The following is a 23,882-nucleotide window of genomic DNA, read 5'->3' as shown; positions in this document are numbered from 1 at the left end:
TCAGGGTGCCCCCACGGGATGCAGTCCCGTAAACTCGAGGCCGGCCGTCTCCTCGAGCCCCAGCGCGACGTTGGCGGCGTGGACCGCCTGTCCCGCGGAGCCTTTCATCATGTTGTCGATGGCGGAGAAGACGACGACGCGCTTGTTCGAGGGATCGAGTTCGAACCCGACCTCGGCGAGGTTGGTCCCGGCGACCGCCTTGGGTTCCGGATACCGATACACGCCGGAGCCGCCGGCGGCCATGCGGACGAACGGTTCGTCCTCGTAGCAGCCCCGGTAGGCCTGCCAGAGGTCGCCCTTCGAGACGGGACCCGAGGGGAAGACGTGGTTCGTCGCGCTCGCGCCGCGGATCATGTCCACGGCGTGGCAGGTGAAGGCGACTGAGGTGTCGAGGAACTGCTCGATCTCGGCCTCGTGGCGGTGCCCGGTCGGCGCGTACGGGCGCACGACGCCCGAGCGCTCGGGGTGGCTCGAGGCCTCGCCGCCGCCGGCTCCCCCTTCGGAGGAGCCGACTTTCACGTCGACGACGATCTGCTCGCCGCCCTCCAGAATATCGTGCTCGAAGAGCGGGTACAGGCCGAGGATCGTCGCGGTGGCGTTACAGCCGCCGCCGGCGATGAGGTCGGCCCCCTCGAGATTGTCGCGGTTGATCTCGGGGAGTGCGTATTCGGCCTTCTCGAGGTACTCGGGGGCCTCGTGGCCGTCGTACCACTCGTCGTACTGGGCCTCGCTCTCGAGGCGGAAGTCCGCCGAGAGGTCGACGACGGTGTCCGCGATTTCGAAGAAGTCGTCGATCCGACCCATCGAGACGCCGTGTGGCGTCGCCGCGAAGAGGACGTCGACGGACTCGAGGTCCTCGGGTTCGGTAAAGCGCAGGTCCGATCCGCGCAGCGGCGGGTGGACGGAGCCGACGCTCTTGCCGGCCTTCGACCGGCTCGTGACCTCGGTGATCGCGAAGTTCGGGTGCCCGGCGAGCAGCCGCAGGAGTTCGCCGCCGGTGAAGCCGCTCCCGCCGATGACGCTCGCGGTGATCGTCTCGGCGTTCTCGTCCGCACCGGTCTCGGTGCCGACCGCCATCAGGCGGTCACCTCGAGTTCCGGATCCGCCGCCTGGGCCGTCTGCTCGAGCCAGTCGACGACGGTACCGGCGACGTCGGTTTCGACGGCCTCGTCGAGGGCCTTGAACTCGACGGTGTGATTGACCTCGTGGACGGTGTACGAGTCACCGGTCTCCATGAGGTCGACGCCCAGCAGTCCGCCGCCGACGGCGTCGCTGGCTTTCTGGACGAGGTCGAGCGCCTCGTCGTCGAGGTCGAAGACGTCCGTCTCCGCTCCTTTCGCGGCGTTGGTGATCCAGTGATCGGACGAGCGGACCATCGCGGCGATGGGCTCGCCGTCGACCGCGAGCACGCGAATGTCGCGGCCGGGCTTCTCGACGAACTCCTGGATGTAGAATACCTTGTGCTCGTAGTGGCCGAGCGTCGCCTTGTGTTCGAGAATCGCCTCGGCGGCCGACTCGGAATCGATCTTGGCCATCAGGCGGCCCCACGACCCGACGACGGGTTTGAGGACGCACGGGTAGCCGAAGTCCTCGATGGCTTCCATGGCCGTCTCCTTCGTGAAGGCGACTTTCGTCGCCGGCGTCGGGACGCCCGCGCCCTCGAGCGCGAGGCTGTTTTTCACCTTGTCGGCGCAGATGTCCGCAGTCTCGTGGCTGTTGACGACCGGGATGCCGTAGGCCTCGAAGAACTGCGTGGCGTACAGGCTCCGGCTCGTGGCGAGACAGCGGTCGACGACGATATCGAGGCCGTCGAACGCCGCGGGCGCTTCCGAGATGTCGAAGGTCTGTTTCCGAACGTCGATCTTCGTGATCTCGTGATCGCGTTCGCGAAGCTCGTTGAGGAGGAGCTTCTCGTCCTTGCGGATCCGCGAGTAGAGTATGCCGACGTTCACGCGAGCCACCTCTCGTTGGCGACGGCGGAGCTACGCGCTCCGCGAGCCGTGTGTGCAGCGCGGGTCGGTATCGCGCCCGTCTGCAAGGTCACTCACCCCAGTCCTCTTCGAGCTCGGGGGCCCGCTCGAGGACTGGCGGCTCCGTGTCGACGACTTCCAGCTCGGCTCCACAGGTCGTACAGTCAACGATCTCTCCCACTTCCAGATCGTCGTGCAGGGACACTTCAGCCCCACACTCGACGCATTCGGTCATTGTACTCGCACGTGGGTGCCGGGATCCCTTAAACCCTTCGAACTTAACAGCAAAATTACACTAACTGCACTACCCGCTAACGGGCCGTAGACGCTATAATGCCGCACATCTAATTTGACATATCATGAAGTAGGTAGGTAGTCCCCTCGCGGGGACCGTCGTCGAGTCGGTCGATCGACGGCCCGGGAGCTCGCGGGGTGGACGACCCGCAGCGCTCGAGCGAACGACTCAGACATAGCCGTTCACCTCCGAGCGGAGCGTCTCGCGTGCCGTTTCGAGCGCGTCGGTCGCGTCCGCGAGCGCGTCCCCGTCGGCCGCGAGCGCCTCGCTCGCCGACTCGAGTTGGGTCGCGACCGCTTCCGGGGCGGGACCGCCCCGCGAATCGCGGCTCGCGACGCTCGTTGCCGGATCGAGCGCGTCTTCGACGGCTTCGGGGTCGACGTACGCTTCGAGGGAGTCGCCGAGCACCTCCTGTGCGGCGGCCTCGAGCGCGTCGTAGTCCGCCCCGTTGTCGGCTGCGATCGCGACCAACTCGTGCGCCGTCCGGAACGGCAAGCCGTTCGCCGCGAGCAGATCCGCGACGCCGGTCGCCGTGGAGAACCCCTCGCCGGCTTCGGCGGCCAGCGTCTCCTCGTTCCAGTCGGCGGTGGCGACCGCCCCCGCCGCGACCTCGCTGGCCTCGGTGACCGCGTCGACGGTCTCCCAGGCGTGAATCGTCGCCCGCTGGAGGTCGCGGTTGTACGCGCGGGGCAGTCCCTTCAGCGTCGTCGTCAGCCCCTGCACGCCGCCGGCCGCGTCGCCCGCGACCGCGCGGACGAGTTCCAGCGTGTCCGGGTTCTTTTTCTGGGGCATGATCGACGACGTCGAGGAGTAGTCGTCCGCCAAGGTGACGAAGCCACGGTTCGCGAAGATGATCACGTCTTCCGCCAGCCCCGACAGCGTCGTCGCGTGCGTCGACAGCGCCTGCACCGTCTCGAGCAGGAAGTCCCGGCTCGAGGCGGCGTCCATCGAGTTCTCGACGAGTCCATCGAAGCCGAGCAACTCGGCGGTGCGCTCGCGGTCGATGTCGAACGTCGTCCCCGCGAAGGCGGCACCGCCCAGCGGCGACTCGTTGATTCGGTCGTACGCCTCGAGCAACCGTTCGGTGTCGCGGCGAACCGCGCCCTCGTAGGCCAGCGCCCAGTGTGCTACGGTGGTCGGCTGAGCGGGCTGGAGGTGGGTGTAGCCGGGCATGATCGTCTCGGTGTGCGCCTCGGCGACGTCGACCAGCGATTCACGCAGCGCGAGCGTCGTCTCGATCGCCTCGAGGACGTCCTCGCGCAGGCGATACCGGATGCAGGCAGCGACCTCGTCGTTGCGCGAGCGCGCGGTGTGCATCTTCCCGCCGTCCGCGCCGACCCCCTCGATGACGGCCGTCTCGATGGCCTCGTGGACGTCCTCGCCGTCGGGCAGGGACCCGTGACCGTCGACCTCGATCGCGTCGAGGGCGGTCAAAATCCGTCCGGCCACGTCGTCGTCGATGATACCCTGCTCGGCGAGCATGACCGTGTGCGCGCGGTCGACCTCGAGGTCGGCCTCGAAAATGCGTTCGTCCGCGTCGAGCGAGGAGAGGAAGCTCCGGGCGGGGCCGCCGCTGAAGCGGTCCCGTCGGACGACACCCTCGTCGGAACCGCCGTCGGATCGGAGATCCGACGAGGCTCGCGATCCGTTGGATCGCTCACCGCCGTCGGGAGCGACGTCCGGCCCGCGTTCGGGTCCGTCGTGAGCGCTCTCCTCGGTCATGATTACTCGTCGTCTCCGCTGCCGTCGGTCGCGAGCTCGACTTCCTCGTCCGCGTTCGCGGCGATCGCCTCGTTCGCGAGGCGGCGCTGGAAGCCGTGGTACTTCGCGACGCCGGTGGCGTCTTCCTGTTTGATCTTCCCGACCGTCTCGGTGTCGAAGGAGGCGTGTTCGGCGGAGTAGGCCGCGAACTTACTGTCGCGAGCGACCGGACGAGCCTGGCCGCCCTCGAAGCGGATCGTGACGGTACCGGTGACGCGCTTCTGGGTCTCGTCGATGAAGGCCTCGAGCGCGCTCACGAGCGGCGCGTCGATCAGGCCCTCGTAGGCCTTCTGGGACCACTGCTGGTCGATCTGCTGTTTGAACTGACGCTCCTCCTGAGTCAGGACGAGGCCCTCGAGGGCCTCGTGGGCGTTCAGCAGCGTCGTCGCGCCGGGGTGCTCGTAGTTCTCGCGCACCTTCAGCCCGAGCATGCGGTCTTCCATCATGTCGGTGCGACCGACGCCGTAACTGCCGGCGAGTTCGTTGAGGTACTCGATGAGTTCGACCGGCTCGTACTCCGTGCCGTCGACGGCCACGGGGTAGCCGTTCTCGAAGGTGATCTCGATCTCCTCGGTCTCGTCGGAGGGATCCTGGGTCCACGCGTAGATGTCCGTCGGCGGGACGTAGTTGGGATCCTCGAGGTCGTCACCTTCGACGGAGCGGCTCCAGAGGTTGGTGTCGATCGACCAGTCGCCGCCGCTGCCGCCCTCGACGGGGAGGTCCTTCTCGGCGGCGTACTCCTTCTCCCATTCGCGGGTGAGCCCGAGTTCACGCACGGGGGCGATGACTTCCAGATCCGAGTCGCGCCAGACGGCCTCGAAGCGCAGTTGGTCGTTGCCCTTGCCCGTACAGCCGTGGGCGATACCGGTACAGTCCTGTTCCTCCGCGACCTCCAGGATCGCCTTCGCGATCACGGGACGGGCGAGGGCCGTTCCCAGCGGGTAGCCCTGATAGGTCGCGTTCGCGCGAACGCTCTCGAGACAGAGTCGAGCGAATTCCTCTCGCGCGTCGACGACGTAGTGTTCCAGGCCGAGCGCCTCGGCGGTTGCTTCGGCTTCGTCGAACTCCTCGGCCGGCTGGCCGACGTCGACGGTAACGCCGATCACGTCGTCGTATCCGTATTCCTCCTCGAGCAGCGGGACACAGACGGTCGTGTCCAGGCCGCCCGAGAACGCGAGTGCAACGCGGGTCATATCGTACTCGAGTGAAACCCCAGGAGAGACTTAAGGACGTTGGTTTAGATCCCGTAAAATGCCGACAGAGACGCTGCTAACCGAAAATAATGGGATTTCGGGAATGGTGAAACGAACCGGGACAATGGGAGTAGTATAGTACGGGCTCAAAGGCCCGGTCGGAGTCGCCGCGGTCGCCGCCGAGCGACGGACCCGTCGGTACCGGGAACGGCGAGCGCGGTACCGACGGGGAGGCTCATTGGTAGGGAACATCGGTCCCAGAGTATTAAATCCTGCTACATCGCGCTCCCTGCGGTCTGCAGCCGGGGATTCGGCGACGGACCGGAGAACGCGGCGGGAACCGAGAACCGAACGCGGACGCTACTCCTCGTCGGGCAGCGCCAGCACGTTCTCCCGCCCGATTCGGAACACGTCGATCTCGTCGTTCTCGCGCAGTTCGCCGACGACCTGGCTCGTCTTGGCCTCGGTCCACTCGAGTTCCGACACGACCTCCTGTTGTTTGACCCGCCCGCCGCGTTCCTCGAGCAGCCGCAGAACCCGTTCCTCGTTGCTCAGCAGTTCGGGCGGCGGGCCGCTGGCTGCGTTCGACTCGGCTTCGACCGACCCGTCGGTCCGTTGGACGGTCCCGGACTCACCCTCGGCCCCGGCGTCACCGGATCGGTTCCGCCCGATAAACCAGCCGGCTGCGCCGACGACGGCAAGCAGCGTGAGGGCGAGAGCGACGATGGCCCACGGCATGGCCGGTCCGTCCCCGGACGGCGACGGGTCAGCGGCCGCGTCACCGTTCTCGATCAGAACGATCCGCGGCTGCTCGTCCGTGAATTCGGTCTCCTCGCCGTTCCAGGTGACCGCCCCGTCGAGTTCGGACGAGCCCGCCGGCGACGGGTCGATCTGTGGCTCGCCCTCGTTCTCGTAGACGGCGTACTCCTCCGGCCAGCGGAGTTGCAACGTCGTGCCGTCGGAGAGGGTAAACCCGGAGAGCGCGGCACCGGCCTCGATCCGGTTGAGTTCGACGAGCGCGAACTCGGACCACTCGAAGGTGACGATCACGTGGCCGATCTCCTCCGGCGCGGAATCCGTCTCAGTGGAGATAGAAACGTTCGAGATCTCCATCTCCCGTCCGGTTTCGTTCTCCCCCTTCGAGAGGGTATCGTTCCACCCTCGTTGCTCCTCGTCGACGTACCAGTCCGTATTGTTGGAGACGTTCGCTTGCAGTTTCTCCCACTCCTCGGCGGAACGGTTCTCGTCGGTGAGCTGGAACTGATAGTCGACGGTCACCAGTGCCGACCCGTTTTCGGCGATGAACACGTCCGTGTGGATCTGATCCGCCTCGCCGAGTTCCGGCGTCGCGCTCGCCTCTTCTCCGCCACCGTCTGGCTCGTCCTGTAGCGTCGCTCGCTGCACCCCGACATCCGCGACACCGATCGACGCCGGAGCGAACGCGATCGAAGTTGCGACCACCACGAGCACACAGATCAGGGCCCGCAGCCCCCTCACGTCCATTACTACGATATGCCAGAGCCGTTCAGATAGGTCTTTCCGACCGCGGAGCGGTGTGTTTTTCAGACTGTCACTCGTGCGTGATCGTATGGCCGATACACGCGGTGAACTCGAGGTCGAAACGCTGTTGAAGATCGTCCTCGGGCTGATCGCCGTTTTACTCGTCCTCGAGATCGTGCAAGCGATACTCGGTAGTATCGCGGGATTGCTCGGCCCGTTCTTCATCGTCGTTCAGCTCGCGATCGCGGTGCTGATCGTCCTCTGGCTGCTCGACCGGCTCTGAGGCGATCTGCCGGCGGCCCGTCTCCGCCGCGAGAGACCACCAGACTGATGGCCGCATCGACCAAATATCGGCCGAAGTGTACAGCGTCACCGTCCCGGTCCCGGGTCGCGTCCGTCAGCTCGCGAACCGGCTCCACCCGGATCTGATCGGATTCGAGACCGTCCGCGAGGACCACTCGTGTCTGCTCAAGCGGCTCGGCGAGGCCGACCACGTCGCACGGCTCCGGCACCGCGCCCACCGCGCCCTCGAGGGGACCGCAGCCGTCGAGGCCGAAATTACGGGAATCGACTACTTCGAAGACCCGCCGCTGGGCTCCGCACCGGTCGTCTACCTGGCCGTCGAGAGTCCGGGGCTCGAGGGGATTCACGCCGACCTCACCGACGCGTTCGAGACCGCCGAGGGACTCGAGGGGACCGACTACGTCCCGCACGTGACGCTCGCTCGCGGCGGCGACCTCGAGACCGCGAAACGGCTCGCGGACCGGGAGATCGAACCGATCCGGTGGACGGTGAGCGAACTCGAGTTCCGAGACGGCGGGGAGGAGCCGTCGGTGAGCCGGGTCTCGTTGTCGTAGCTCGCTGCCCGGGCTCGAGGAACGAACGAAGCGCAGGGCCGATCGGCCCGCGATTCGAGACCGCCGACTCCATCGGAAATCGATTCTGTCGGTACTCACAAATACCGCAGCTACCTGTGGCGGTAAGTCAGCGCGGGTTTTCGAATATTCGCCGCGTTCGGTCCCCGTATCGCTCGTATCCGGATCTTCGCCCCGTCAATAGTCAGGGTAGTCCTGTCCGGCTGGCTGCGCGTTAAGTCGTCGGAGCGGCTTGCTCCGGTGTGGTCGCAACGCTACTCGTCGCAGCGGTCGTCGGAATCGCCATCGGAGCCTTCCTCCAGAAGGGGCGATTCTGTTTCGTCAACGCCTTTCGGGACTTCTTCGCGTACAAGGACTCTCGAGTCACGAAGGGCGTGCTCGCTGCGACGCTTCTGACGATGGTCTTCTGGGGTATCGCCTATCAATTCGGCTACTATCAGGGGTTCTGGACGCCCGACTGGGGGCTGACCGGCCTCCTCGGCGGGTTCGTCTTCGGCGTGGGCATGACCTACGCCGGCGGCTGCGCCAGCGGCACGCTCTACCGCGCCGGTGAAGGGTATCTCCAGTTCTGGCTCACCCTGCTGTTCATGGGCGTCGGCTACGCCGGGTTCACCGTCGCGTTCCCGACGCTCGAGAGCACGTACTTCGAGGCGCTCACGTTCGGAACGGGCGCGACCCTGTTCGAACTCACGTCCGTCCCGGGCGGGCTCGTAGCTCTCGCGGTCGCGATCGGCGGCCTGCTCGTCTACGCCACGCTGACCGGGCGGTCGTCGACCGCCGCCGCGTTCGGGGAGCGCGCCGACGTGGCACAGCTCAACCCGACCGCCCTCCTCGCGCCCGTCGTGGGACTCCGGCAGTTCGGTCGGGGAACGGCGGCGTACGTCCGGGGCCTCGTCCGCGCGTGGCGCAATCCCATCGCCTCGAGCAAGCGGCCGTGGGATCCGCGGACCGCCGCGCTCGGGATCACCGCCGCCGCGGTGCTCTGGTTCAGCCAGGTGTCCATCGTCGGCGTCACCGGTCCCGAGGCGCGCTGGACGGGGTATCTCCTCTCGCAGGTCGGCGTCGACGCGGCGTCGTTCGACTACTGGGGATCGGTCCTCTTTCGGGGCCAGGGCGTCGGGATAACCGTCGACATGGTGATGATCGCCTTCGTCATCGTCGGCGCGTTCGTCGCCGCCCTCTGGAGCGGTGACTTTTCGGTCCGGGTCCCGAAGCGTCGACGCCTCCCGAACGCCGTCGTGGGCGGCCTCATGATGGGAGCCGGCTCGCGGCTCGCCCCCGGCTGCAACATCGGCAACATCTACTCCGGCATCGCGGAGCTCTCGATCCACTCGTTCATCGCGGCGGTCGGCATCGTCGCCGGCGTCTACGTGATGACCCACTGGATCTACCGCGACGTCGGCTGTGCTATCTGAAGACGAATCGTTCGCCAACTACAAACCGATCCGACTACGGACACACGATACGATGCCATCCATCGACGACGTCACGAACGCGCCGGACGAACTGAGCGACGACCGAGCGGACGAACTCCTCGAGGAGGCCGATCTCGTCCAGGACATGATGGGCGAGGTCTGCCCCTACCCGCAAGTCGAGGCCAAGAAGGGGCTTCAGGAGATCGACTCGGGCGACCTTCTGGTCCAGGAAACCGATCACGTCCCGTGTACCGAAAACGTGCCGCGGGCCGTCGGCGACGACGCCGACGCGCAGGTGTGGCGCAGCGGCGACGCGGTCTACCGCATCTACCTCCGGAAGCGATAATGGTCGACGAACTCAGCCCCGAAACGGTCCGCCGACGCATCGAGCGGGACGACGACTTCGACCTCCTCGACATCCGCGACGACGAGGACTACGCCGAGGGCCACCTCACCGGTGCCGAACGCGTCAGCATCGAGGAACTCGAGGAGACCGTCGTCGACCGAGACTGGGCCGACGACGTGGTCGTCTACTGTTACATCGGCCAGACCTCGGTCCAGGCCGCTCGCCTCATCGAAGAGTACGGCGACGCCGAGCGGGTCGCGAGCATGGCCGGCGGCTACGACGCGTGGGAGCCCCTCGAGTCCTCGACGGCCGACTGATTCGCAGCAGACGCAGCGACGTACTGGCGGTCTGACGCGGTCTCACGGTGACGGCGGCTCGCCATCGTACTCGTCGTGGCCGCCGTAGAAGTTGAGCATCGCGAATTTGAGTTTGTCCGGACCGATGTCGATCAGCTCCTCGCGTTCCTCGTGTGGGAAGGTGCCGTTGACGCTGTACTTGCCGAGATCCGACTTCGCGTCCCGCGAGTAGCGCCGGTCGAGCAGTGCCCGGACGCCGACCTCCTCCGGCGACCGGATGACCCGCCCCAGCGCCTGTCTGGTCTTGCGGACCGTCGGGATCTCGACGGCGTAGCGCCAGCCCGTGTCGGTGCCGTCGAAGGCCACGTCGTAGGCCTCCTGAACTGCCTCCGCTCGATCGTCCAGATGCGGGTAGGGAACGCCGACGACCAGCACCGTGTTGGCGTCGTCGCCGTCGAAGCTCACCCCCTCCGCGAGGGTACCCCACAGCGACGTACAGAGCACCGCGTCGTCGTCCGCGACGAACTGCGTGCGGAGGTCCTCGACGGAGACGCCCGGCTCGTCCAGATAGACCGTCCGGTCGGTCCGGCGCTCGAGCCGGTCGGCGTACCGACCCGCCTCGCCGTAGTTGGGGAAGAAGGCGAGCGTGTTGCCGGGCGTCATCCGGACGGCGTCGTGGATGGTCTCCGTGACGTCCTCCTGGACCGCCGGATCGTCGCGATCGGAGGAGAACAGCGGCGGCGTCTCGACGGCGTATGTTCGACGATTGTCCTCGGGGAACTGCAGCCCGTAGGCCATCGTCACCGCGTCCTCGAGCCCGAGGACGTTCTCGGTGACGTCGAACGGCTGCAGCGTCGCGCTCATGAGGACGGTGGCGTAGACTTCCTCGAACAGCTGGCCGGTCACCTGCCGCGGCAGGCAGGAGTACAGTTCCGCGCGGCCGTAGATCTCGTCGGTACCGGCGTCTCGGGTGACCGAGACGACCGGATACAGCCCTTCCGCCGAGCTCTCGGTCATCCACGCGCTGACGAAGCCGGCGGCCTGCAGGGTCTGACACTCCGTGCGCGTGGCCGTCTCGCCCTCGCGGTAGGCCTCCTCGTACTGTTCGTCTAACTCCTGTCCCAGCTTCATCGCGGCCTCGAGGTCGTCCTCGATCCCGCGACCGGAGTACCGTTGCAGGAACTCGAGCGTGAGGTCGTCTTTCCGATCGTCGTTGGCGATGGGGACGTCGGACCAGTTGTCGCCGATCCCCTCGCGATCGCCGAAGCCGAACGAGTCCTCGTAGGTTTCGACGAGCGCGCGGTGAAAGGCCGAGAGGACGTTCGCGGCGTCCTCAGAGCGCGGATCGTCGGTGTCGGCCAGCTCGTCCAGCGCGGAGTCGAAGGTGCGCTCGGAGCAGGTTCGGGTCGCGTGCTCGCGGGCCGCGTCCTCGACGTTGTGGGCCTCGTCGAAGACGGCGATCACGTCCTCGGGATCGCGGCCGAGCCACCGGAAGAACTGCTCTCGAATGGTCGAATCCAGCAGGTGGTGGTAGTTACAGACGACCAGATCGACGCCCTCGAGTCCTTCCTTCAGGAGCTCGTAGCCGCAGAACTGCCGTTCCTCGGCGTGTTCGTAGATATCGTCCGGTGTGCGGACGTCCTCGAAGAGCCAGCCGAAGAAGTCGTCCGTGTCTCCCGTGAGATTGTTGCGATAGTAGTCACAGACGTTCTGCTCCTCGAGATCCTCGAGTCGCTCCTCGATGTCGTCGAGTTCGTCCATCACGGCCGAGCGGGCGTCGGCGGCCGAGCCGTCGCCGTCCTGACTCTCCGCGAGCAGTTCGCGCTGTCGGCGCTCGAGTTGTTCGCGGTCGCGTTCGGCGTCGACGACGGCGCGGGTGTTGTCCCGCAGCGCCTGACACTCCTCGTAGCCGACGTCGATGTGGCACATCGAGGCCTTTCCCTTGAACACGACGGCGCGGATGGACTCCTCGCGGGTGATCGCGCGGGCTTCGGCGACGAACTGGCGCATCTGCTGGTGGACGTTCGTCGTGATGACGACCGTCTTGTCTTCCTCGCGAGCGATCTCGAGGGCCGGAATCAGCGACGAGAGGGTCTTGCCGGTCCCGCAGGCCCCCTCGAAGAGGACGTCCCGTCCCTGGTGGAGGGAGTTGTAGATGCGGTCCATCGCCTTGCGCTGGTTCTCGTACGGCTGGTCGTACGGGAAAAAGCGCATGTACCCGGCTGTCTCGGACACACGTGACGATAGGTTCGCGATGCGATAAAAGGATTCGTCTCGACTCGGTCGGTTCCGCGACCCGCCGGGAGAGCGCCAAGTACCACCGGCCGGCGAACGCGCGCTACAGGGACATGTGTCTCGCGTCCCAGTCTCCGGTATGGCTATTCCGGGCTACGATTCGAACGACGTGGCGGAGTACACACTCGAGCAAGCGGGGGCTCGCGTGGAACTCGTCGCGGGCGTCGTCCCCGACGAGTTCGGCCTCGCGAAGAGCGGGCGCGAGCCGCCGGTCGACGCGCTCGCCGATCCCGTCGATCTGGTCGGGCTCGAGGCGGTGAAGGCGGTCGAAGCGGTCAGGATCGCGTTGGTCTACGATCCCTCGAAGCTGCCCCCCGGCGCGAGTCCGACCGACGTCGCGGTCGCCGTCGAACGGGAAGACGGCTGGGAGGCGCTCGAGTCGACGGTGGACCTGGACGGAACGACGGTGACGGCGGTGTTGAACGATCGACCGCCGGGATCGACGGTGGTGGCGGGGTACGACGATACGGACGAGGACCGCGAAGAATAGAGCGTCAGGGCGGGCGAGGCGGCTACGTCTCGGGCTCGATGTAGACCTTCCGGACCTGATCGTCGTGATCCATCAGGGCGAGTTCGATCCCCGTGATGCGCTCGTTGATCGTCTCGGCGTCGAGGTCGGGGTCGAACGCCACGTCGGCGGTGACGAGCAGTTCCTCGGCACCGAAGTAGACGGTCCGGAGATCGACGAGGTCGGTGACGCCGTCCCAGTCGGCGACGATCCGTCGGAGCTCGTCCTCGTCGTCTCTCGCGAGGCTCTCCCCGAGAATGAGTCGCTTGTTCTGCCAGCCGAGCGCGAGGGCGAAGCCCATCAGCATGATCCCGATGATGAGGGCCGAACCGGCGTCGTACATCGGGTTTCCGGTGGTCCGAGTGAGGTAAATGCCGAAGAGCGCGATCCCCGCACCGGCGAGCGCGATGGAGTCCTCGGTGAGCGCGGTCAGGGTCGTCACGTCGCTGGTCTTCTTGAACGCCTCGCGGAGGGTCGTCCAGTCGTGCTCGTCCATCTGGCGACTGATACCCTGGTAGGCCTTCCAGAGCGCGTAGAATTCGAAGAGGATCGCGCCGATCAACACGGCGTAATTGACGTAAACCGGATCGAAGCTCGCGCCGAACAGCGTGACGTCCTCGCTGGCGCGGTGAACGCCGCCTTCTCGCAGCGCACTGAGACCGTGGCGGGCGCTCTCCCAGCCGGCGATGCCGAAGAGCATGATGCTCACGAGCAGACTGTAGAAGAACTGGGCCTTCCCGTGGCCGAACGGGTGCTCTCGAGTCGCTTCCTGCGCACCGTACTTGATCCCGATCAACAGGAAGACCTGATTCCCCGTGTCCGAGATCGAGTGGTACGTCTCCGACAGCATGGCGGGGCTCCCGGTGAGTGTGAAGCCGATGAACTTGAGAATCGCGATCGCGCCGTTCGCGAACAGCGCTGCGAGAACGACGGAAGTGCTACTGGCCATCGGCGGCGACTACGAAGGGGTCCCCCAAAAGTGTAAGCGGTTCTAGAGCCGGCCGCGCCCCCGTTCGGGGCCGGGGATGTCTCCGGCTCCCGATCCGGGCCGCAGTGGCGATCGCATCCGAAAGGGACCTGTCAGTGACGGGCGAAGCGAGACCATGATCGCGATCTTCTCCGACACGCACAGCAGCGACGGCCACGAACTCGAGGGCGAGGCCCTGACCGCGGCCCGCGAGGCCGACACCGTCATTCACGCCGGCGATTTCACGAGCGAAACTGCACTCGAGGCCTTCCAAAGGGAGTGTGACCGCCTGTTCGCGGTTCACGGCAACGCCGACAGCGCGGCGGTACGCGACCGGCTGCCGACGGCCCGCGTCGTCGAGGCGGGCGGTGCCCGGTTCGCCGCCACTCACCGCCGTGACGGCGGCGAGACCGGCCTCGCGATGTTCGGCCGGTCTCGAGACGCCGACGTCGTCGTCTTCGGGCACAGCCACCGACCGACGGTCGTCGAGACCGAAGACACCGTCTTGCTGAATCCCGGGAGCCACGCCGACCCGCGCGGGAATCGGCCGGGGTTCGCCACGCTCGAGCCGGCGACCGAGAGGGCGGGGGCGCTCGAGGGCGAGATTCGTGAACCGGACGGGACCGTTCTGGAAGCGTTCGACGTTCGGACGGCGTGAGAAATCGGGGACTCGTCTCTGCGGGTGTCGTGAGAGCGCCAGCGGGGGACTTGGACGGGAGATCGGCGACGGGAGGGAGCCGCGGTACCGCGAGGGTGTCAGAGGCCGGCGGTCCGCGGGCGATCGACGCGATCGGGGACGAGTGATCCGGGCAGCCAACCTCGATCTCGGAGGCGGCCCGCGGAACGGGCGGGGAGGGCACGCGGGCCGACGATCGAGGCGCGCTTCGGTCTACGATTCGGCCGACGTTATAGTCGGTGCAAGCTGAAAATCGCGTTTCAGCTACCGAAACCGGAGATGGATACAGCCGATCGAGGTCGAAACGATTAACCACGCTGACAGAGTAGCCGTCGGATATGCTGGACCTCATCACCGGCCTCCTCCCGGACGATCCCGTCATCATCGCGGTCGTCCTGATCCTGCTCGGGTTGGTCTTCTTCGCGTACCTCCTCCTCCGGCGGACCGTCCTCGAGTTCCGCGACGGCATGCGCGGGAATCAGTAACCCCGCGATTCGAGCCACACTCAAGCGAACGACGCTTCTATCCGCTCGAGTGCCCGCTCGATATCCTCGCGAGCGACGTCGCGGTGCGTACAGAAACGAACCGTCGTGGGTCCGAACGGCGTCGCCAGCACGTCTCGATCGCGGAGCCGCTCGAGAACGGTCGCCGGCTCGAGTCCCGTCTCGGAGACGTCCGCGAGGACGATGTTCGTCTCCGGCTCCTGGACGTCGAAGCCCTCGACGTCGTCGAGTCCGTCGGCCAGAACGCGCGCGTTCTCGTGATCCGTTTCGAGGTCGGCGACGCTCTCGAGGGCCTCGAGCGCGGGGCCCGCGATGATCCCCGCCTGTCGCATGCCGCCGCCGAACAGCTTGCGGGTTCGACGTGCGCGCTCGACGAACGCCTCGCTGCCCGCGAGCATCGAGCCGACGGGCGCACCGAGTCCCTTGGAGAGCGAGACCATGACCGAGTCGACGGGAGCCGTGAGTTCGGTGACCGGGACGTCGAGCGCCGTCGCGGCGTTGAACAGCCGCGCACCGTCGAGATGGACTGAAACGTCGCGCTCGCGGGCCGCCGTCGCCGCCGCGTCGATTTTGCCGGGGTCGATCGCGAGCCCGCCGCGGGCGTTGTGCGTGTTCTCGAGACAGAGCAAGCCGGTTCCGGGCCGATGCAGGTCTTCGTCGATCGCTGCTGTAGCGACCTGCTCGGGGGTTGGAACCCCGCGGTCGGCGTCGAGCATTCGCACCTGTAGTCCCGAGTGCTGAGCCAATCCACCGAGTTCGTACTTCACGACGTGGCTCCGGCGGTCGGCGACGACCTCCTGTCCGCGTTCGGTATGGACGCGGGCCGCGGTCTGGTTCGCCATCGTCCCCGTCGGGAGATACAGCGCCGCCTCCGTACCGAGCCGGTCGGCGACGCGGGCCTCGAGTTCGTTCACGGTCGGGTCCTCGCCGTAGACGTCGTCCCCGACGTCGGCGGTGGCCGCTGCCTCGCGCATCGCCTCGTCGGGCGTCGTGACGGTATCGCTTCGGAGGTCGATCATGTGGTCCTGTTCCCGGTTGTGGGTGAAATACTCGGCGGCGTCCGCGCCGTCACCGCTCGTCGAGCACGTACCGGAACGCTCGCAACGTGTCCGCTCCTCGATCGGTGAGATGAACGCGTTTCCGCCGCCCGACGGCCTCGAGTTCGACGTAGCCGTCCGCGACCAGCGGCTCGAGGACGTGGCTGTCGAGCAGCCGGTACTCGGCTTTCACGTTGCTCGCGTCGTGCTCCGCGAGGAAGGGGAGCCCCGCCGTCCGGCCGAAATCGATGAGACGTTTCTTCGAGGTCGACCCCTGCTCCTCGAGGTGAGCCAGGACGGCTACCTGCTCGCGTGACGGTCGGTCGATCGGATACGTCGGGAGCCGCGACAGTTCCGCGACCCCCTCGCTGACGCCGTCGGCTTCGTCGCCGTAGCGCTCGGCGCGGGCGTAATAGGGCGTCGCACCGGTCGCCATACAGGCGATCATCCCGCCGATGGCAGTCACTTTGCTCCCGGAGGCGAGGTTGACGTACACCTCGTCGTCGGCGTTGGCCGTGATCGCCGCCGCGATCGTCCCGATCGAATCGTAGAGGTCGAAGATGTCACACTCGAGGCTCGCGTGCTCGATCCCCCGATCGTCGAGGCGCTCGCGCACCCGGTCGGGATAGGGATACTCGTCGTCGCCGGCCGACTCGAGGAGGACGATCCGATCGGCGTCGAGTCGCTCGGCGGGGAGGACGATTCGGTCGTTCTCGTAGCCGACGGGCGCGACGTGAACCCGTTGTGAGACGGCCATCGGTTCCATACGGGATCGACCGACCGTGCAAAAATGATGGTGTCGATGTCGGCAGTATTGACAACGATGACACGGTATCGCCGCTGTCATGACAGAAATTATAATATTATGGGGAGATCCTCCGACCGTGTTCCACGATCGAGTTCGACCGTCATCCCCGACGGTTGCGGACGCGCTGGCGGACGAACTGGCGCGCCAGCGCGACACGCTCGCGATGATCGCCAGCGAGAATCACGTCAGCGAAGCCGTCCTGGCGGCCCAGGGATCGGTCCTGACGAACAAGTACGCGGAAGGAACGCCCGGCGACCGCTACTACGGCGGGTGCGAGCACGCCGACAGGGTCGAATCGCTCGCGATCGAACACGCACGAGAGCTGTTCGACGCCGACCACGTCAACGTCCAGCCCCACAGCGGCAGTCAGGCCAACGCCGCGGCCATGCTCGCGGTCCTCGAGCCGGGCGATACCGTCCTCTCCGCGGGCCTGCGCGACGCGGGCCACCTGAGTCACGGCCACGCCGGAAACCTCTCGGGCCGAATATTCGAGGTGGAGCGGTACGGTCTCGATCCGGAGACGGGCCGCGTCGATTACGAGGGGCTCCGCGAGACGGCCGAGCGGATCGAACCTGACATGATCGTCTCGGGCTTCTCCGCCTATCCCCGCGAAGTCGACTGGGAGCGGATTCAGGCGGTCGCCGCGGAGACCGACGCCGTTCACCTCGCCGATATCGCCCACGTCAGCGGGCTCGTCGCAGCGGGCGTTCACGCGTCGCCCGTCGGCGTCGCCGATATCGTCACCGGCAGTACCCACAAGACCATCCGCGCGGGCCGAGGCGGGATCGTCATGTGTGACGAGACGCACGCCGAGGCGGTCGACCGCGCGGTGATGCCCGGGGTTCAGGGCGGTCCCGCGATGCACAACGTCGCCGGCAAAGCGGTCGGCTTCGAGGAAGCTCTGGAGCCCGAGTTCGCCTCGTACGCGGAACAGACGGTCGCGAACGCTCGCGCGCTCGCAGACGGTCTCGAGGCCCGCGGGTTCGACCTCGCCACCGGCGGCACCGACACCCACCTCGTCCTCGCGGACCTGCGCGAGACGCATGATCTCCGCGGAAACGAGGCCGAACGGGCGCTCGAGGAGGTCGGCATCGTCCTGAACGCGAACGCGGTGCCGGGAGATCCGCGACCGCCGAAAGATCCCTCGGGAGTCCGGGCGGGGACGCCCGCGCTGACGACTCGCGGCTTCGACGAGGCCGCGGTGGCGGAGGTAGCCGACTGCATCGCGCGCGTCCTCGAGTCGCCCGACGACGCCGCCGTCCGAAGCGACGTCGCAGCGACTGTGGCAGACCTCTGCGAACGGTTTCCGCTGTACGAATGACGAGTAGCGACGACGAGGGAGACGGGCGACCACTTATCGTCACTCGCTCCGACCGGTCCCGCATGGAGACGGATATCGCGACGGAACCCGCCGCCGGCACGGGTTCCGATCTCGAGACGACCGACGGGACCGTGACGGTTCGGACCACCCATCCCGGCGGCAACGGTCGCGTCCTCGAGGTCGACGGCGAGGCGATTCGACTCGAGCCCGAGATCCGGGATTCGACGCGGCGGTGGTTCTACTGGTACGTCGACGCGGAGAGCGACGCGGACCAGACGCTCCGGATCGAGTTCCCGAGCGACGAAGTGGTCGGCCCCCGCGGGCCGGCGGTGCGAACGGCGATGCCCTGCGGCGGGCCGATCGGAAACGGCGCATGGGACGAGTGGCGCTGGCTCGGGGCCGACCACCGCATCGACGCGACGGCGTTCCGGTACGCGTTCGACGCCGGCGAGCGAGTACAGTTCGCGCTGTCGTTCCCGTATCAGCGCGCCGATTTCGACGCGTTCGCGTTCGAATACGAGTCGGACCCCCGACTGTCCCTCGAGACGCTGACGACGACCGCGGGCGGCCGGGAGGTCCCGGTCGTCCGTCTCGGGCCGTCCGACGCCGACCGCCACGTCGCGCTCGCGGCCCGCCACCACGCCTGCGAGTCGACCGCGTCGTACGTCCTCGAGGGCGTCCTTCGAGAACTTCTCGAGAGCGAGGCGATGGAGCCGCTGCTCGAGACCCATCGGGTCCACGCCTACCCGTTCGGCGACCTCGACGGCGTCGAGCGCGGCGACCAGGGAAAGTACCGCGGACCCCACGACCACAATCGCGATTACGTCGACGCGAACGAGATCAGCGAACTCTCACCGCTGTACCCGACCACGTCGGCGATCGCCGACGACCTGCGGTCGCTCGAGTCGCTCTCGCTCGCGATCGATTTCCACTGCCCGTTCAAGTGGGGCGGAGACATCAACGACCGGCCGTTCTTCGTGACCGAGCCGACGGCGGCGAGCGACGAACTACGGGGGCTCGCGGAGCGACTCGAGGACGTGACCCGGGCCCGCTCTAGCGAGACCGATCCGACGCTCACCTACGATGCGAGTCCTGGCGTCGGGCTGGCCAGTTTCGACAGCCAATCGGGGTTGCTGCACACCTTCGAACGGTACTGTTCACAGCTGGGTGCGGAGCCGGCCGCCTCGCTCGAGGTCCCCTACGTCGGAACGGCGACGGATCCCGTGACGCCGTCGACTGCACGGCGGTTCGGGCGGGATCTGGCCGTCGCGCTCGGAGCGACGGCTCGCTAACTCGAGTGCAGTCGGGCTGTTAGCCCGGTCGCACGGGTTCGGACTGTGGCTCGATCTCGGCTGCAACCCCCATTGTGGATCGCGTCGAGCGAAACGTTCAATTGGGAATTGTTTGTACAGCGACGTATGGTCCCCGCACCCGATACCGGACCGCCTCCAGACGACGATCCGTCGACCGCCGCCACAGGCTCGAGCGGCGGTCGCTCGAACCCGTTCGCGCGCCACGTCTCCCGTATCGTCGACCGATTCGGCGATCTCGGGGGATTCGTCGCCGTCCCGTTGCTCCTCGCGCTCGTCGAGGTCGAGAAGGTTCGACGAGCGATCGGCCCCGTCGGTCGCGGGTTCTCGATCAACCTCGAGTTGCTGTTGCCCAGCCCGCTAGTTACCCTGTGGCGGTTCGCCGAGCCGCCCGAGCCGTCCGAACCGTTCGCGGGATCGCCGCGCGACGAGTCGTTCGGTTCTCCCTCGTTCGGCGAGTCGGCACCGGGGAGCGGATCGACGACCCCGACGAGATCGACCGGCGCCGGCGGCACCGACGTGACGATCGAAACCCCCGTCGAAACCGTCGAGGTTCCGCTCGAGGCGATCGGCACAGAGACGATGGTCTGGCTCGGCCTCGCACTCGTCGCGTACGGCGTTATTTCCGCGATCCTGATGGCGGCGTACGTTGGCGGGATCGATCGGCGACTCCGCGACGAGCCGGTCGCCATCGGCTCGTGCGTCGTCACCTACGCACCGCGATTCGTCCTGTACAACCTCGTCGTGTTCGGCGCGTTTCTACTGGTCGTCCCGGTGTTCGTTCTCGTGCCACCGCTCGTCGTGCTCGCGATTCCGGCGATTATCGTCCTCGGATACCTCTTCTACCCCGTCCCGTTCCTGTTCGTCGTCGGCGAGACCCCGTTTCTCGAGGCGTTTCGCCGATCCGTTCGGCTCACGACCGCGGGCGGACCGGTGCTCAGTTTCGCGCTCTGGCACGTCGTCGTCGGGGCCGTCTCCTCGCTCGTCCTGTCCCTGCTGGTGAGCGCCGGCGGCGCGGGCTCCCTGCTCGCGTTGCTCGGTTCGGCACCGCTCGCGCTGGTCCTGACGGCCGCGACCGTCTCGTTCTTTCAGGAGTTCCTCGAGAGCGACGGTCTCGAAACGACGGACGGCTCTCGGAGCGACGGCCGCGGAACGGACGAGACCGACGAGTACGGGTTTGTAGTCGACTGAACGACCGACGAGAATTCGGTCGCCCCTCACTCCGCACGTTCCAGATCACGAACCGTTTTTTCCTCCCCCCGCCAATACCGAGGTATGGACCCGCGAATCCGCGAACACGCTGAGATCATCGCCACCCACTCGGTCGACCTCGAGGCAGGCGACAACGTCGTCGTCGACGCCCATCCGGTCGCCGAGGACCTGGTCGTCGCCCTCCACGAAGTGATCGGCGATATGGGAGCGAACCCGGTCGCGACGAGCCAGCGAACCGGAAAGCGCCAACAGCGGGCGTATCTGCGTTCCTCGGACGCGGAGTTCGACACGCCCGAACACGAGCTCGCGCTGATCCAGAACACGGACGTCTACATCGCCATCCGCGCAACGGACAACGCCACCCAGACCAGCGACGTCGATCCCGAAACCAGCGCGGCCTACCAGCAGGCCCAGCGGCCGATCCTCGAGGAACGGCTCTCCAAGCGCTGGTGTCTCACCCAGTATCCCGCACCGGCCAACGCCCAGCTCGCCGAGATGAGCACGGAAGGGTACGAGAACTTCGTCTGGGACGCCGTCAACAAGGACTGGGACGAACAGCGCGAGCATCAAGAACACATGGTCGAGATCATGGATCCCGCCGAGGAGATCCGGATCGTCAGCGGCGACACGACCGACGTGACGATGTCCGTCGACGGCAACCCGACGATCAACGACCACGGCGAGCACAATTTGCCGGGGGGAGAAGTCTTCACCGCCCCCCAGCCCGACAGCGTCGAGGGCGAGGTGCTGTTCGACATGCCGCTGTACCATCAGGGCCGGGAGATCACGGACGTGTATCTCGAGTTCGAGGGCGGCGAGGTCGTCCAGCATTCGGCGGCGAAAAACGAGGACGTCCTGACCGAAGTGCTCAACACGGACGACGGCGCGCGCCGACTCGGCGAACTCGGCATCGGGATGAACCGCGATATCGACCGGTTCACGTACAACATGCTCTTCGACGAGAAGATGGGCGATACGGTCCACATGGCCGTCGGCCGGGCCTACGACGACACCGTCGGCGAGGGCAACGAGGCCAACGACTCAGCGGTCCACGTCGACATGATCGTCGACATGAGCGAGGACTCGTTCATCGAAGTCGACGGGGAAGTGGTGCAGCGGGACGGTACGTTCCGGTTCGAGGAAGGCGAGGTCTGAGCCCGCGAAGACCTCGATTCGGAACGGCGAGCACTGCGAGCCGTGGAGACGGCTTCGAGGAGTAGCGCCCGCGACTCACTCCGTTCGTCGCGGCTTTTTCATCGAAGTTTTGCGCGAGGGGGTCCGCAGGACCCCGAGCGGAAAAAGTTCGCTACGAATCCACGAACAGCTCCGCCTTGGCCTGGGCGTCGGACTGGGGATGGTCGTCGCTCCGGTCGACGATCCGGTCCGTGACGGCGTCGTCGAGCGTCGCGGCAGTGGGCCAATCGACCTCGACCAGATTGCCGGCCGGATCTCGAAGGTACATCTGAACGCTCCCGTCGGGGAGTTCGAATATCGGGAGTTCGCCGTCCGGAGCGAGGTGCTCGTCGAACAGGTCGTCCGCTCGGGCGAGCCGATACACCGCTTCGAAGTCGTCTACCGTCAGCGCGAAGTGGTGGTATCGCGGGGCATCGGTGTCGCGACGGACGATATGCAACTGACCGTCACCGCAGCGTAGCCACGCGGCCGGGACGCCGAGGTTGGGTGCCTGTACTCGCTCGAGGTCGAACACTCGCGTATAGAACGCCACGAGTTCGGTGACGTCGTCACCGTACACCGTGACGTGGTTGAAACCGGTTGCGGCCATCGTCTTCGGATCACCCGCTACCCAGTTATATGTAGAGGGCGGAGCCGGCCACCCGATCGCTATCCATGTTTATATTCCCGACAAACGAGTTACGGATATGGCAATCCTCGTCGCGTACGACGGCTCGGAACCCGCACAGAAGGCGGTCGAACACGCGTTCACGACGTATCCCGACGAAGAGATCGTGCTGCTGCGCGTCATCGAGGCCGCGGACGGCTCGACGGGAGCCGGGATCATGGCCGCACAGGAGTGGCTTCGGGACCGCGAGGAGGAGGTCTCGACGGAACTGCCCGAGGAGATCGCGGCGATCATCAGCGATCCCGATCGCGACTTTCGGACCGAAACCGCGGTCGGGAAGCCCGCACGCGAAGTCGTTCGCTTCGCGGAGGACAACGACATCGACCACGTCATCATCGGGAGCCACGGCCGGTCGGGGCTCTCGCGTATCCTGCTCGGCAGTGTCGCCGAAACGATCGTCCGTCGCTCGCCCGTCCCGGTCACGGTGATGCGTTGAACCGGAGACCGGGTCGCGGTCAGTCCACCAACTCGGCGACCATCCCGGAAACGTACTCCATCTCGTCCTCGTTGACGCCGTGGCCCATCCCCTCGTAGAGTCGCTTCGTGACGTCGGCGTTCATGGACTCGAAGACGTCTGCGGTGTCGTGGACACGCTCTTCCGGAATGTGCGGGTCGACGTCGCTACAGCCGAGGAAGATCGGCGTTCCCTCGAGATCGCCGGGATACCCGTCGTCCAGTTCCTCGCCGATGAGACCGCCGCTGAAGGCCGCGAGGCCACCGTAGCGCCGCGGGTTGCGCGCGAGGTACTCGCTGGCGAGACAGGCACCCTGCGAGAAACCGATCAGCATGATTTGCTCGGTCGGAATCCCGGCGTCGTTGGCCTCGCTGATCGCGTCACTGATCGCCTGCAGACCCGACGTTCGGCCGGGCTCGTTGCGTTCGACGGGTTCGAGAAACGAGTTCGGGTACCAGGTCTGGCGGGCCGCCTGCGGCGCGAGGAAGGCGACGCCCTCCTGCTGGAACTCGGCGGCCATCTGGAGCATCCCGCGAGCGGTCGCCCCGCGGCCGTGGGTGAGCACGAGGGCGGCCTCGGCGTCCGCGAGATCCGTTCCACCGGTGACGAGTTGCTGGTCCTGATGGGGGCCGTCGACGCGGTCGTCCGCGCTCATTCGACACCACCGACGCCGGTGCTGGCCTCGGGCAGGTCGTGCTCGACGAGCTCGAGGCCCAGCGCCTCGATCGCACCGCGGAGGTGCTCGTCCTTGGCGTACTCGGCGCCGTCTTCCTCGCGGAGCTCCTGCGCTTTCGCCAGCACCTCGCCGCGGCGGTCGTCGGGCACTTCGTACTTGTCCGTCGAGAGCTCGATGACGAGGCCGTTGTTGTCCGTCGTGTAGATCGAGTGGAAGATGCCCCGATCGAAGACGTTGTACTGGTGGCCGGCGTCCTCGAGCGCCCGCATCGTGTCCTCGTAGTCGTCGGGGTCGACGCTGAAACAGAGGTGGTGGACGGCACCGGTCCCGCCGCGCTGACCGCGCTGGTTCGACGGGCGGTCATCGCTGACGAAGAAGGTCAGGATGCGACCGTCGCCCGTATCGAAGAACAGGTGGGTCTGCGAGGGGTCGTCGAGGTTCGGCTGGCGAAGGACCAGCGGCATGCCGAGGAGGTCCCGGTAGAACTCGATCGTGTCGGCCTCGTTGCTTCCCCAGATGGTGATGTGGTCGGTCCCCGTCGTGTGGACGGGACTGTCGGGCAGTTCCGGCGTGACTGGATTCTGTGTTTCGTTAGACATTGTC

The 23,882-nt window shown here is 66.7% G+C and carries 26 protein-coding genes; 13 read left to right on the top strand and 13 right to left on the bottom strand.

Translation table 11 applies throughout. From position 1 onward, the window contains the following. The 6 genes from argC to NDI89_RS22590 all read right to left on the bottom strand — a co-directional run bounded on the left by argC (position 1) and on the right by NDI89_RS22590 (position 6,722). Positions 1-1,077, bottom strand: a complete 1,077-nt coding sequence (gene argC / locus NDI89_RS22615; protein WP_277524961.1) for an N-acetyl-gamma-glutamyl-phosphate reductase — start codon at positions 1,075-1,077, stop codon at positions 1-3. After that, positions 1,077-1,952: a lysine biosynthesis protein LysX gene (lysX, locus tag NDI89_RS22610; RefSeq protein WP_277524958.1), complete on the bottom strand. Its 876-nt coding sequence runs from the start codon at positions 1,950-1,952 to the stop codon at positions 1,077-1,079. The genes argC and lysX overlap by 1 nt, the downstream gene beginning before the upstream one ends. Before the next feature lie 88 nt (positions 1,953-2,040). After that, positions 2,041-2,205 carry a lysine biosynthesis protein LysW gene (gene lysW, locus NDI89_RS22605; protein WP_005554620.1) on the bottom strand — a complete coding sequence of 55 codons (165 nt, stop codon included), beginning with the start codon at positions 2,203-2,205 and terminating at the stop codon, positions 2,041-2,043. 228 nt (positions 2,206-2,433) lie between these two features. Next, on the bottom strand, positions 2,434-3,987 hold the full coding sequence (gene argH / locus NDI89_RS22600) for an argininosuccinate lyase (RefSeq protein ID WP_277524938.1): 1,554 nt from the start codon (positions 3,985-3,987) through the stop codon (positions 2,434-2,436). A gap of 2 nt (positions 3,988-3,989) precedes the next feature. Further along, a complete protein-coding gene (locus NDI89_RS22595) occupies positions 3,990-5,219 on the bottom strand; it encodes an argininosuccinate synthase (RefSeq protein WP_277524937.1) in 1,230 nt (409 codons plus the stop codon). A gap of 360 nt (positions 5,220-5,579) precedes the next feature. Next, positions 5,580-6,722 carry a helix-turn-helix transcriptional regulator gene (locus NDI89_RS22590; protein ID WP_277524935.1) on the bottom strand — a complete coding sequence of 381 codons (1,143 nt, stop codon included), beginning with the start codon at positions 6,720-6,722 and terminating at the stop codon, positions 5,580-5,582. Positions 6,723-6,807: 85 nt separating this feature from the next. On the opposite strand from NDI89_RS22590, the gene NDI89_RS22585 reads away from it, so the two are divergent. The 5 genes from NDI89_RS22585 to NDI89_RS22565 all read left to right on the top strand — a co-directional run bounded on the left by NDI89_RS22585 (position 6,808) and on the right by NDI89_RS22565 (position 9,672). Beyond that, complete coding sequence (locus tag NDI89_RS22585; RefSeq protein WP_277524933.1) at positions 6,808-7,002, top strand: DUF7554 family protein; 195 nt, start codon at positions 6,808-6,810, stop codon at positions 7,000-7,002. Positions 7,003-7,078: 76 nt separating this feature from the next. Further along, positions 7,079-7,576, top strand: coding sequence for a 2'-5' RNA ligase family protein (locus tag NDI89_RS22580; protein ID WP_277524931.1), 498 nt, complete (start codon positions 7,079-7,081; stop codon positions 7,574-7,576). 260 nt (positions 7,577-7,836) lie between these two features. Beyond that, positions 7,837-9,009, top strand: coding sequence for a YeeE/YedE family protein (locus NDI89_RS22575; protein ID WP_277524929.1), 1,173 nt, complete (start codon positions 7,837-7,839; stop codon positions 9,007-9,009). A 52-nt stretch (positions 9,010-9,061) separates the two neighbouring features. Beyond that, the gene (locus tag NDI89_RS22570) at positions 9,062-9,355 is read left to right on the top strand and encodes a sulfurtransferase TusA family protein (protein WP_277524927.1); all 294 of its coding nucleotides are present in this window, start codon (positions 9,062-9,064) and stop codon (positions 9,353-9,355) included. Beyond that, positions 9,355-9,672 (top strand): rhodanese-like domain-containing protein, encoded by a 318-nt coding sequence (locus NDI89_RS22565; protein ID WP_277524926.1) that lies wholly within the window; start codon positions 9,355-9,357, stop codon positions 9,670-9,672. Before NDI89_RS22570 ends, NDI89_RS22565 begins: the two co-directional genes overlap by 1 nt. A 42-nt stretch (positions 9,673-9,714) precedes the next feature. Here the strand turns inward: NDI89_RS22565 and NDI89_RS22560 are convergent, their stop codons facing one another. Beyond that, complete coding sequence (locus NDI89_RS22560) at positions 9,715-11,865, bottom strand: ATP-dependent DNA helicase (protein ID WP_277524985.1); 2,151 nt, start codon at positions 11,863-11,865, stop codon at positions 9,715-9,717. Positions 11,866-12,025: 160 nt separating this feature from the next. On the opposite strand from NDI89_RS22560, the gene NDI89_RS22555 reads away from it, so the two are divergent. Beyond that, positions 12,026-12,436 carry a hypothetical protein gene (locus NDI89_RS22555; RefSeq protein WP_277524925.1) on the top strand — a complete coding sequence of 137 codons (411 nt, stop codon included), beginning with the start codon at positions 12,026-12,028 and terminating at the stop codon, positions 12,434-12,436. A gap of 22 nt (positions 12,437-12,458) precedes the next feature. Here NDI89_RS22555 and NDI89_RS22550 read toward each other — a convergent pair whose 3' ends face one another. Continuing rightward, on the bottom strand, positions 12,459-13,403 hold the full coding sequence (locus NDI89_RS22550; RefSeq protein ID WP_277524924.1) for a cation diffusion facilitator family transporter: 945 nt from the start codon (positions 13,401-13,403) through the stop codon (positions 12,459-12,461). A 154-nt stretch (positions 13,404-13,557) separates the two neighbouring features. On the opposite strand from NDI89_RS22550, the gene NDI89_RS22545 reads away from it, so the two are divergent. Beyond that, positions 13,558-14,079, top strand: a complete 522-nt coding sequence (locus NDI89_RS22545; RefSeq protein WP_277524923.1) for a metallophosphoesterase — start codon at positions 13,558-13,560, stop codon at positions 14,077-14,079. A gap of 356 nt (positions 14,080-14,435) precedes the next feature. Then, positions 14,436-14,582, top strand: coding sequence for a DUF7859 family protein (locus tag NDI89_RS22540; RefSeq protein WP_226004998.1), 147 nt, complete (start codon positions 14,436-14,438; stop codon positions 14,580-14,582). Between the two features lie 20 nt (positions 14,583-14,602). On the opposite strand, the gene NDI89_RS22535 is transcribed toward NDI89_RS22540, so the two are convergent. Both NDI89_RS22535 and NDI89_RS22530 read right to left on the bottom strand, forming a co-directional pair. After that, a complete protein-coding gene (locus NDI89_RS22535) occupies positions 14,603-15,619 on the bottom strand; it encodes a threonine aldolase family protein (RefSeq protein ID WP_277524922.1) in 1,017 nt (338 codons plus the stop codon). 49 nt (positions 15,620-15,668) lie between these two features. After that, positions 15,669-16,394 carry an HFX_2341 family transcriptional regulator domain-containing protein gene (locus NDI89_RS22530; RefSeq protein ID WP_277524921.1) on the bottom strand — a complete coding sequence of 242 codons (726 nt, stop codon included), beginning with the start codon at positions 16,392-16,394 and terminating at the stop codon, positions 15,669-15,671. Positions 16,395-16,521: 127 nt separating this feature from the next. Here NDI89_RS22530 and NDI89_RS22525 point away from each other — a divergent pair, with 127 nt between their 5' ends. The 4 genes from NDI89_RS22525 (at position 16,522) to NDI89_RS22510 (ending at position 21,443) form a co-directional block, all read left to right on the top strand. Beyond that, positions 16,522-17,766 (top strand): serine hydroxymethyltransferase, encoded by a 1,245-nt coding sequence (locus tag NDI89_RS22525; RefSeq protein WP_277524920.1) that lies wholly within the window; start codon positions 16,522-16,524, stop codon positions 17,764-17,766. Positions 17,767-17,828: 62 nt separating this feature from the next. Beyond that, positions 17,829-19,058 carry a M14 family zinc carboxypeptidase gene (locus NDI89_RS22520; RefSeq protein ID WP_277524919.1) on the top strand — a complete coding sequence of 410 codons (1,230 nt, stop codon included), beginning with the start codon at positions 17,829-17,831 and terminating at the stop codon, positions 19,056-19,058. A 126-nt stretch (positions 19,059-19,184) separates the two neighbouring features. Then, positions 19,185-20,267 carry a hypothetical protein gene (locus NDI89_RS22515; protein ID WP_277524918.1) on the top strand — a complete coding sequence of 361 codons (1,083 nt, stop codon included), beginning with the start codon at positions 19,185-19,187 and terminating at the stop codon, positions 20,265-20,267. 84 nt (positions 20,268-20,351) lie between these two features. Beyond that, complete coding sequence (locus tag NDI89_RS22510; RefSeq protein ID WP_277524917.1) at positions 20,352-21,443, top strand: aminopeptidase; 1,092 nt, start codon at positions 20,352-20,354, stop codon at positions 21,441-21,443. Between the two features lie 151 nt (positions 21,444-21,594). Here NDI89_RS22510 and NDI89_RS22505 read toward each other — a convergent pair whose 3' ends face one another. Beyond that, positions 21,595-22,071 (bottom strand): VOC family protein, encoded by a 477-nt coding sequence (locus NDI89_RS22505; RefSeq protein ID WP_277524916.1) that lies wholly within the window; start codon positions 22,069-22,071, stop codon positions 21,595-21,597. A gap of 97 nt (positions 22,072-22,168) precedes the next feature. Between NDI89_RS22505 and NDI89_RS22500 the strand changes: the two genes are divergently transcribed. Further along, positions 22,169-22,585, top strand: a complete 417-nt coding sequence (locus NDI89_RS22500) for a universal stress protein (protein ID WP_277524915.1) — start codon at positions 22,169-22,171, stop codon at positions 22,583-22,585. Positions 22,586-22,604: 19 nt separating this feature from the next. On the opposite strand, the gene NDI89_RS22495 is transcribed toward NDI89_RS22500, so the two are convergent. Then, positions 22,605-23,258: an alpha/beta hydrolase gene (locus tag NDI89_RS22495; RefSeq protein ID WP_277524914.1), complete on the bottom strand. Its 654-nt coding sequence runs from the start codon at positions 23,256-23,258 to the stop codon at positions 22,605-22,607. Then, positions 23,255-23,878 carry a VOC family protein gene (locus tag NDI89_RS22490; protein WP_277524913.1) on the bottom strand — a complete coding sequence of 208 codons (624 nt, stop codon included), beginning with the start codon at positions 23,876-23,878 and terminating at the stop codon, positions 23,255-23,257. The genes NDI89_RS22495 and NDI89_RS22490 overlap by 4 nt, the downstream gene beginning before the upstream one ends. Positions 23,879-23,882: the final 4 nt, after the last annotated feature.

It is taken from the genome of Natrinema salsiterrestre (genome assembly GCF_029502005.1).
GTDB lineage: Archaea > Halobacteriota > Halobacteria > Halobacteriales > Natrialbaceae > Natrinema > Natrinema salsiterrestre.
This window is presented reverse-complemented; position numbering and strand designations above follow the sequence as displayed.

Excerpts from the sequence above, each read along its gene's own strand:
- NDI89_RS22560 (WP_277524985.1), bottom strand. The coding sequence starts at position 11,865 with ATGCGCTTTTTCCCGTACGACCAGCCGTACGAGAACCAGCGCAAGGCG.
- argC (WP_277524961.1), bottom strand. The coding sequence starts at position 1,077 with ATGGCGGTCGGCACCGAGACCGGTGCGGACGAGAACGCCGAGACGATC.
- NDI89_RS22590 (WP_277524935.1), bottom strand. The coding sequence starts at position 6,722 with ATGGACGTGAGGGGGCTGCGGGCCCTGATCTGTGTGCTCGTGGTGGTC.
- NDI89_RS22490 (WP_277524913.1), bottom strand. The coding sequence starts at position 23,878 with ATGTCTAACGAAACACAGAATCCAGTCACGCCGGAACTGCCCGACAGT.
- NDI89_RS22495 (WP_277524914.1), bottom strand. The coding sequence starts at position 23,258 with ATGAGCGCGGACGACCGCGTCGACGGCCCCCATCAGGACCAGCAACTC.
- argH (WP_277524938.1), bottom strand. The coding sequence starts at position 3,987 with ATGACCGAGGAGAGCGCTCACGACGGACCCGAACGCGGGCCGGACGTC.
- NDI89_RS22585 (WP_277524933.1), top strand. The coding sequence starts at position 6,808 with ATGGCCGATACACGCGGTGAACTCGAGGTCGAAACGCTGTTGAAGATC.
- NDI89_RS22595 (WP_277524937.1), bottom strand. The coding sequence starts at position 5,219 with ATGACCCGCGTTGCACTCGCGTTCTCGGGCGGCCTGGACACGACCGTC.
- NDI89_RS22555 (WP_277524925.1), top strand. The coding sequence starts at position 12,026 with ATGGCTATTCCGGGCTACGATTCGAACGACGTGGCGGAGTACACACTC.
- NDI89_RS22515 (WP_277524918.1), top strand. The coding sequence starts at position 19,185 with ATGGTCCCCGCACCCGATACCGGACCGCCTCCAGACGACGATCCGTCG.
- NDI89_RS22570 (WP_277524927.1), top strand. The coding sequence starts at position 9,062 with ATGCCATCCATCGACGACGTCACGAACGCGCCGGACGAACTGAGCGAC.
- NDI89_RS22530 (WP_277524921.1), bottom strand. The coding sequence starts at position 16,394 with ATGGCCGTCTCACAACGGGTTCACGTCGCGCCCGTCGGCTACGAGAAC.
- NDI89_RS22505 (WP_277524916.1), bottom strand. The coding sequence starts at position 22,071 with ATGGCCGCAACCGGTTTCAACCACGTCACGGTGTACGGTGACGACGTC.
- NDI89_RS22535 (WP_277524922.1), bottom strand. The coding sequence starts at position 15,619 with ATGATCGACCTCCGAAGCGATACCGTCACGACGCCCGACGAGGCGATG.
- NDI89_RS22540 (WP_226004998.1), top strand. The coding sequence starts at position 14,436 with ATGCTGGACCTCATCACCGGCCTCCTCCCGGACGATCCCGTCATCATC.
- NDI89_RS22565 (WP_277524926.1), top strand. The coding sequence starts at position 9,355 with ATGGTCGACGAACTCAGCCCCGAAACGGTCCGCCGACGCATCGAGCGG.
- NDI89_RS22500 (WP_277524915.1), top strand. The coding sequence starts at position 22,169 with ATGGCAATCCTCGTCGCGTACGACGGCTCGGAACCCGCACAGAAGGCG.
- NDI89_RS22520 (WP_277524919.1), top strand. The coding sequence starts at position 17,829 with ATGGAGACGGATATCGCGACGGAACCCGCCGCCGGCACGGGTTCCGAT.
- NDI89_RS22510 (WP_277524917.1), top strand. The coding sequence starts at position 20,352 with ATGGACCCGCGAATCCGCGAACACGCTGAGATCATCGCCACCCACTCG.
- NDI89_RS22550 (WP_277524924.1), bottom strand. The coding sequence starts at position 13,403 with ATGGCCAGTAGCACTTCCGTCGTTCTCGCAGCGCTGTTCGCGAACGGC.
- lysW (WP_005554620.1), bottom strand. The coding sequence starts at position 2,205 with ATGACCGAATGCGTCGAGTGTGGGGCTGAAGTGTCCCTGCACGACGAT.
- NDI89_RS22545 (WP_277524923.1), top strand. The coding sequence starts at position 13,558 with ATGATCGCGATCTTCTCCGACACGCACAGCAGCGACGGCCACGAACTC.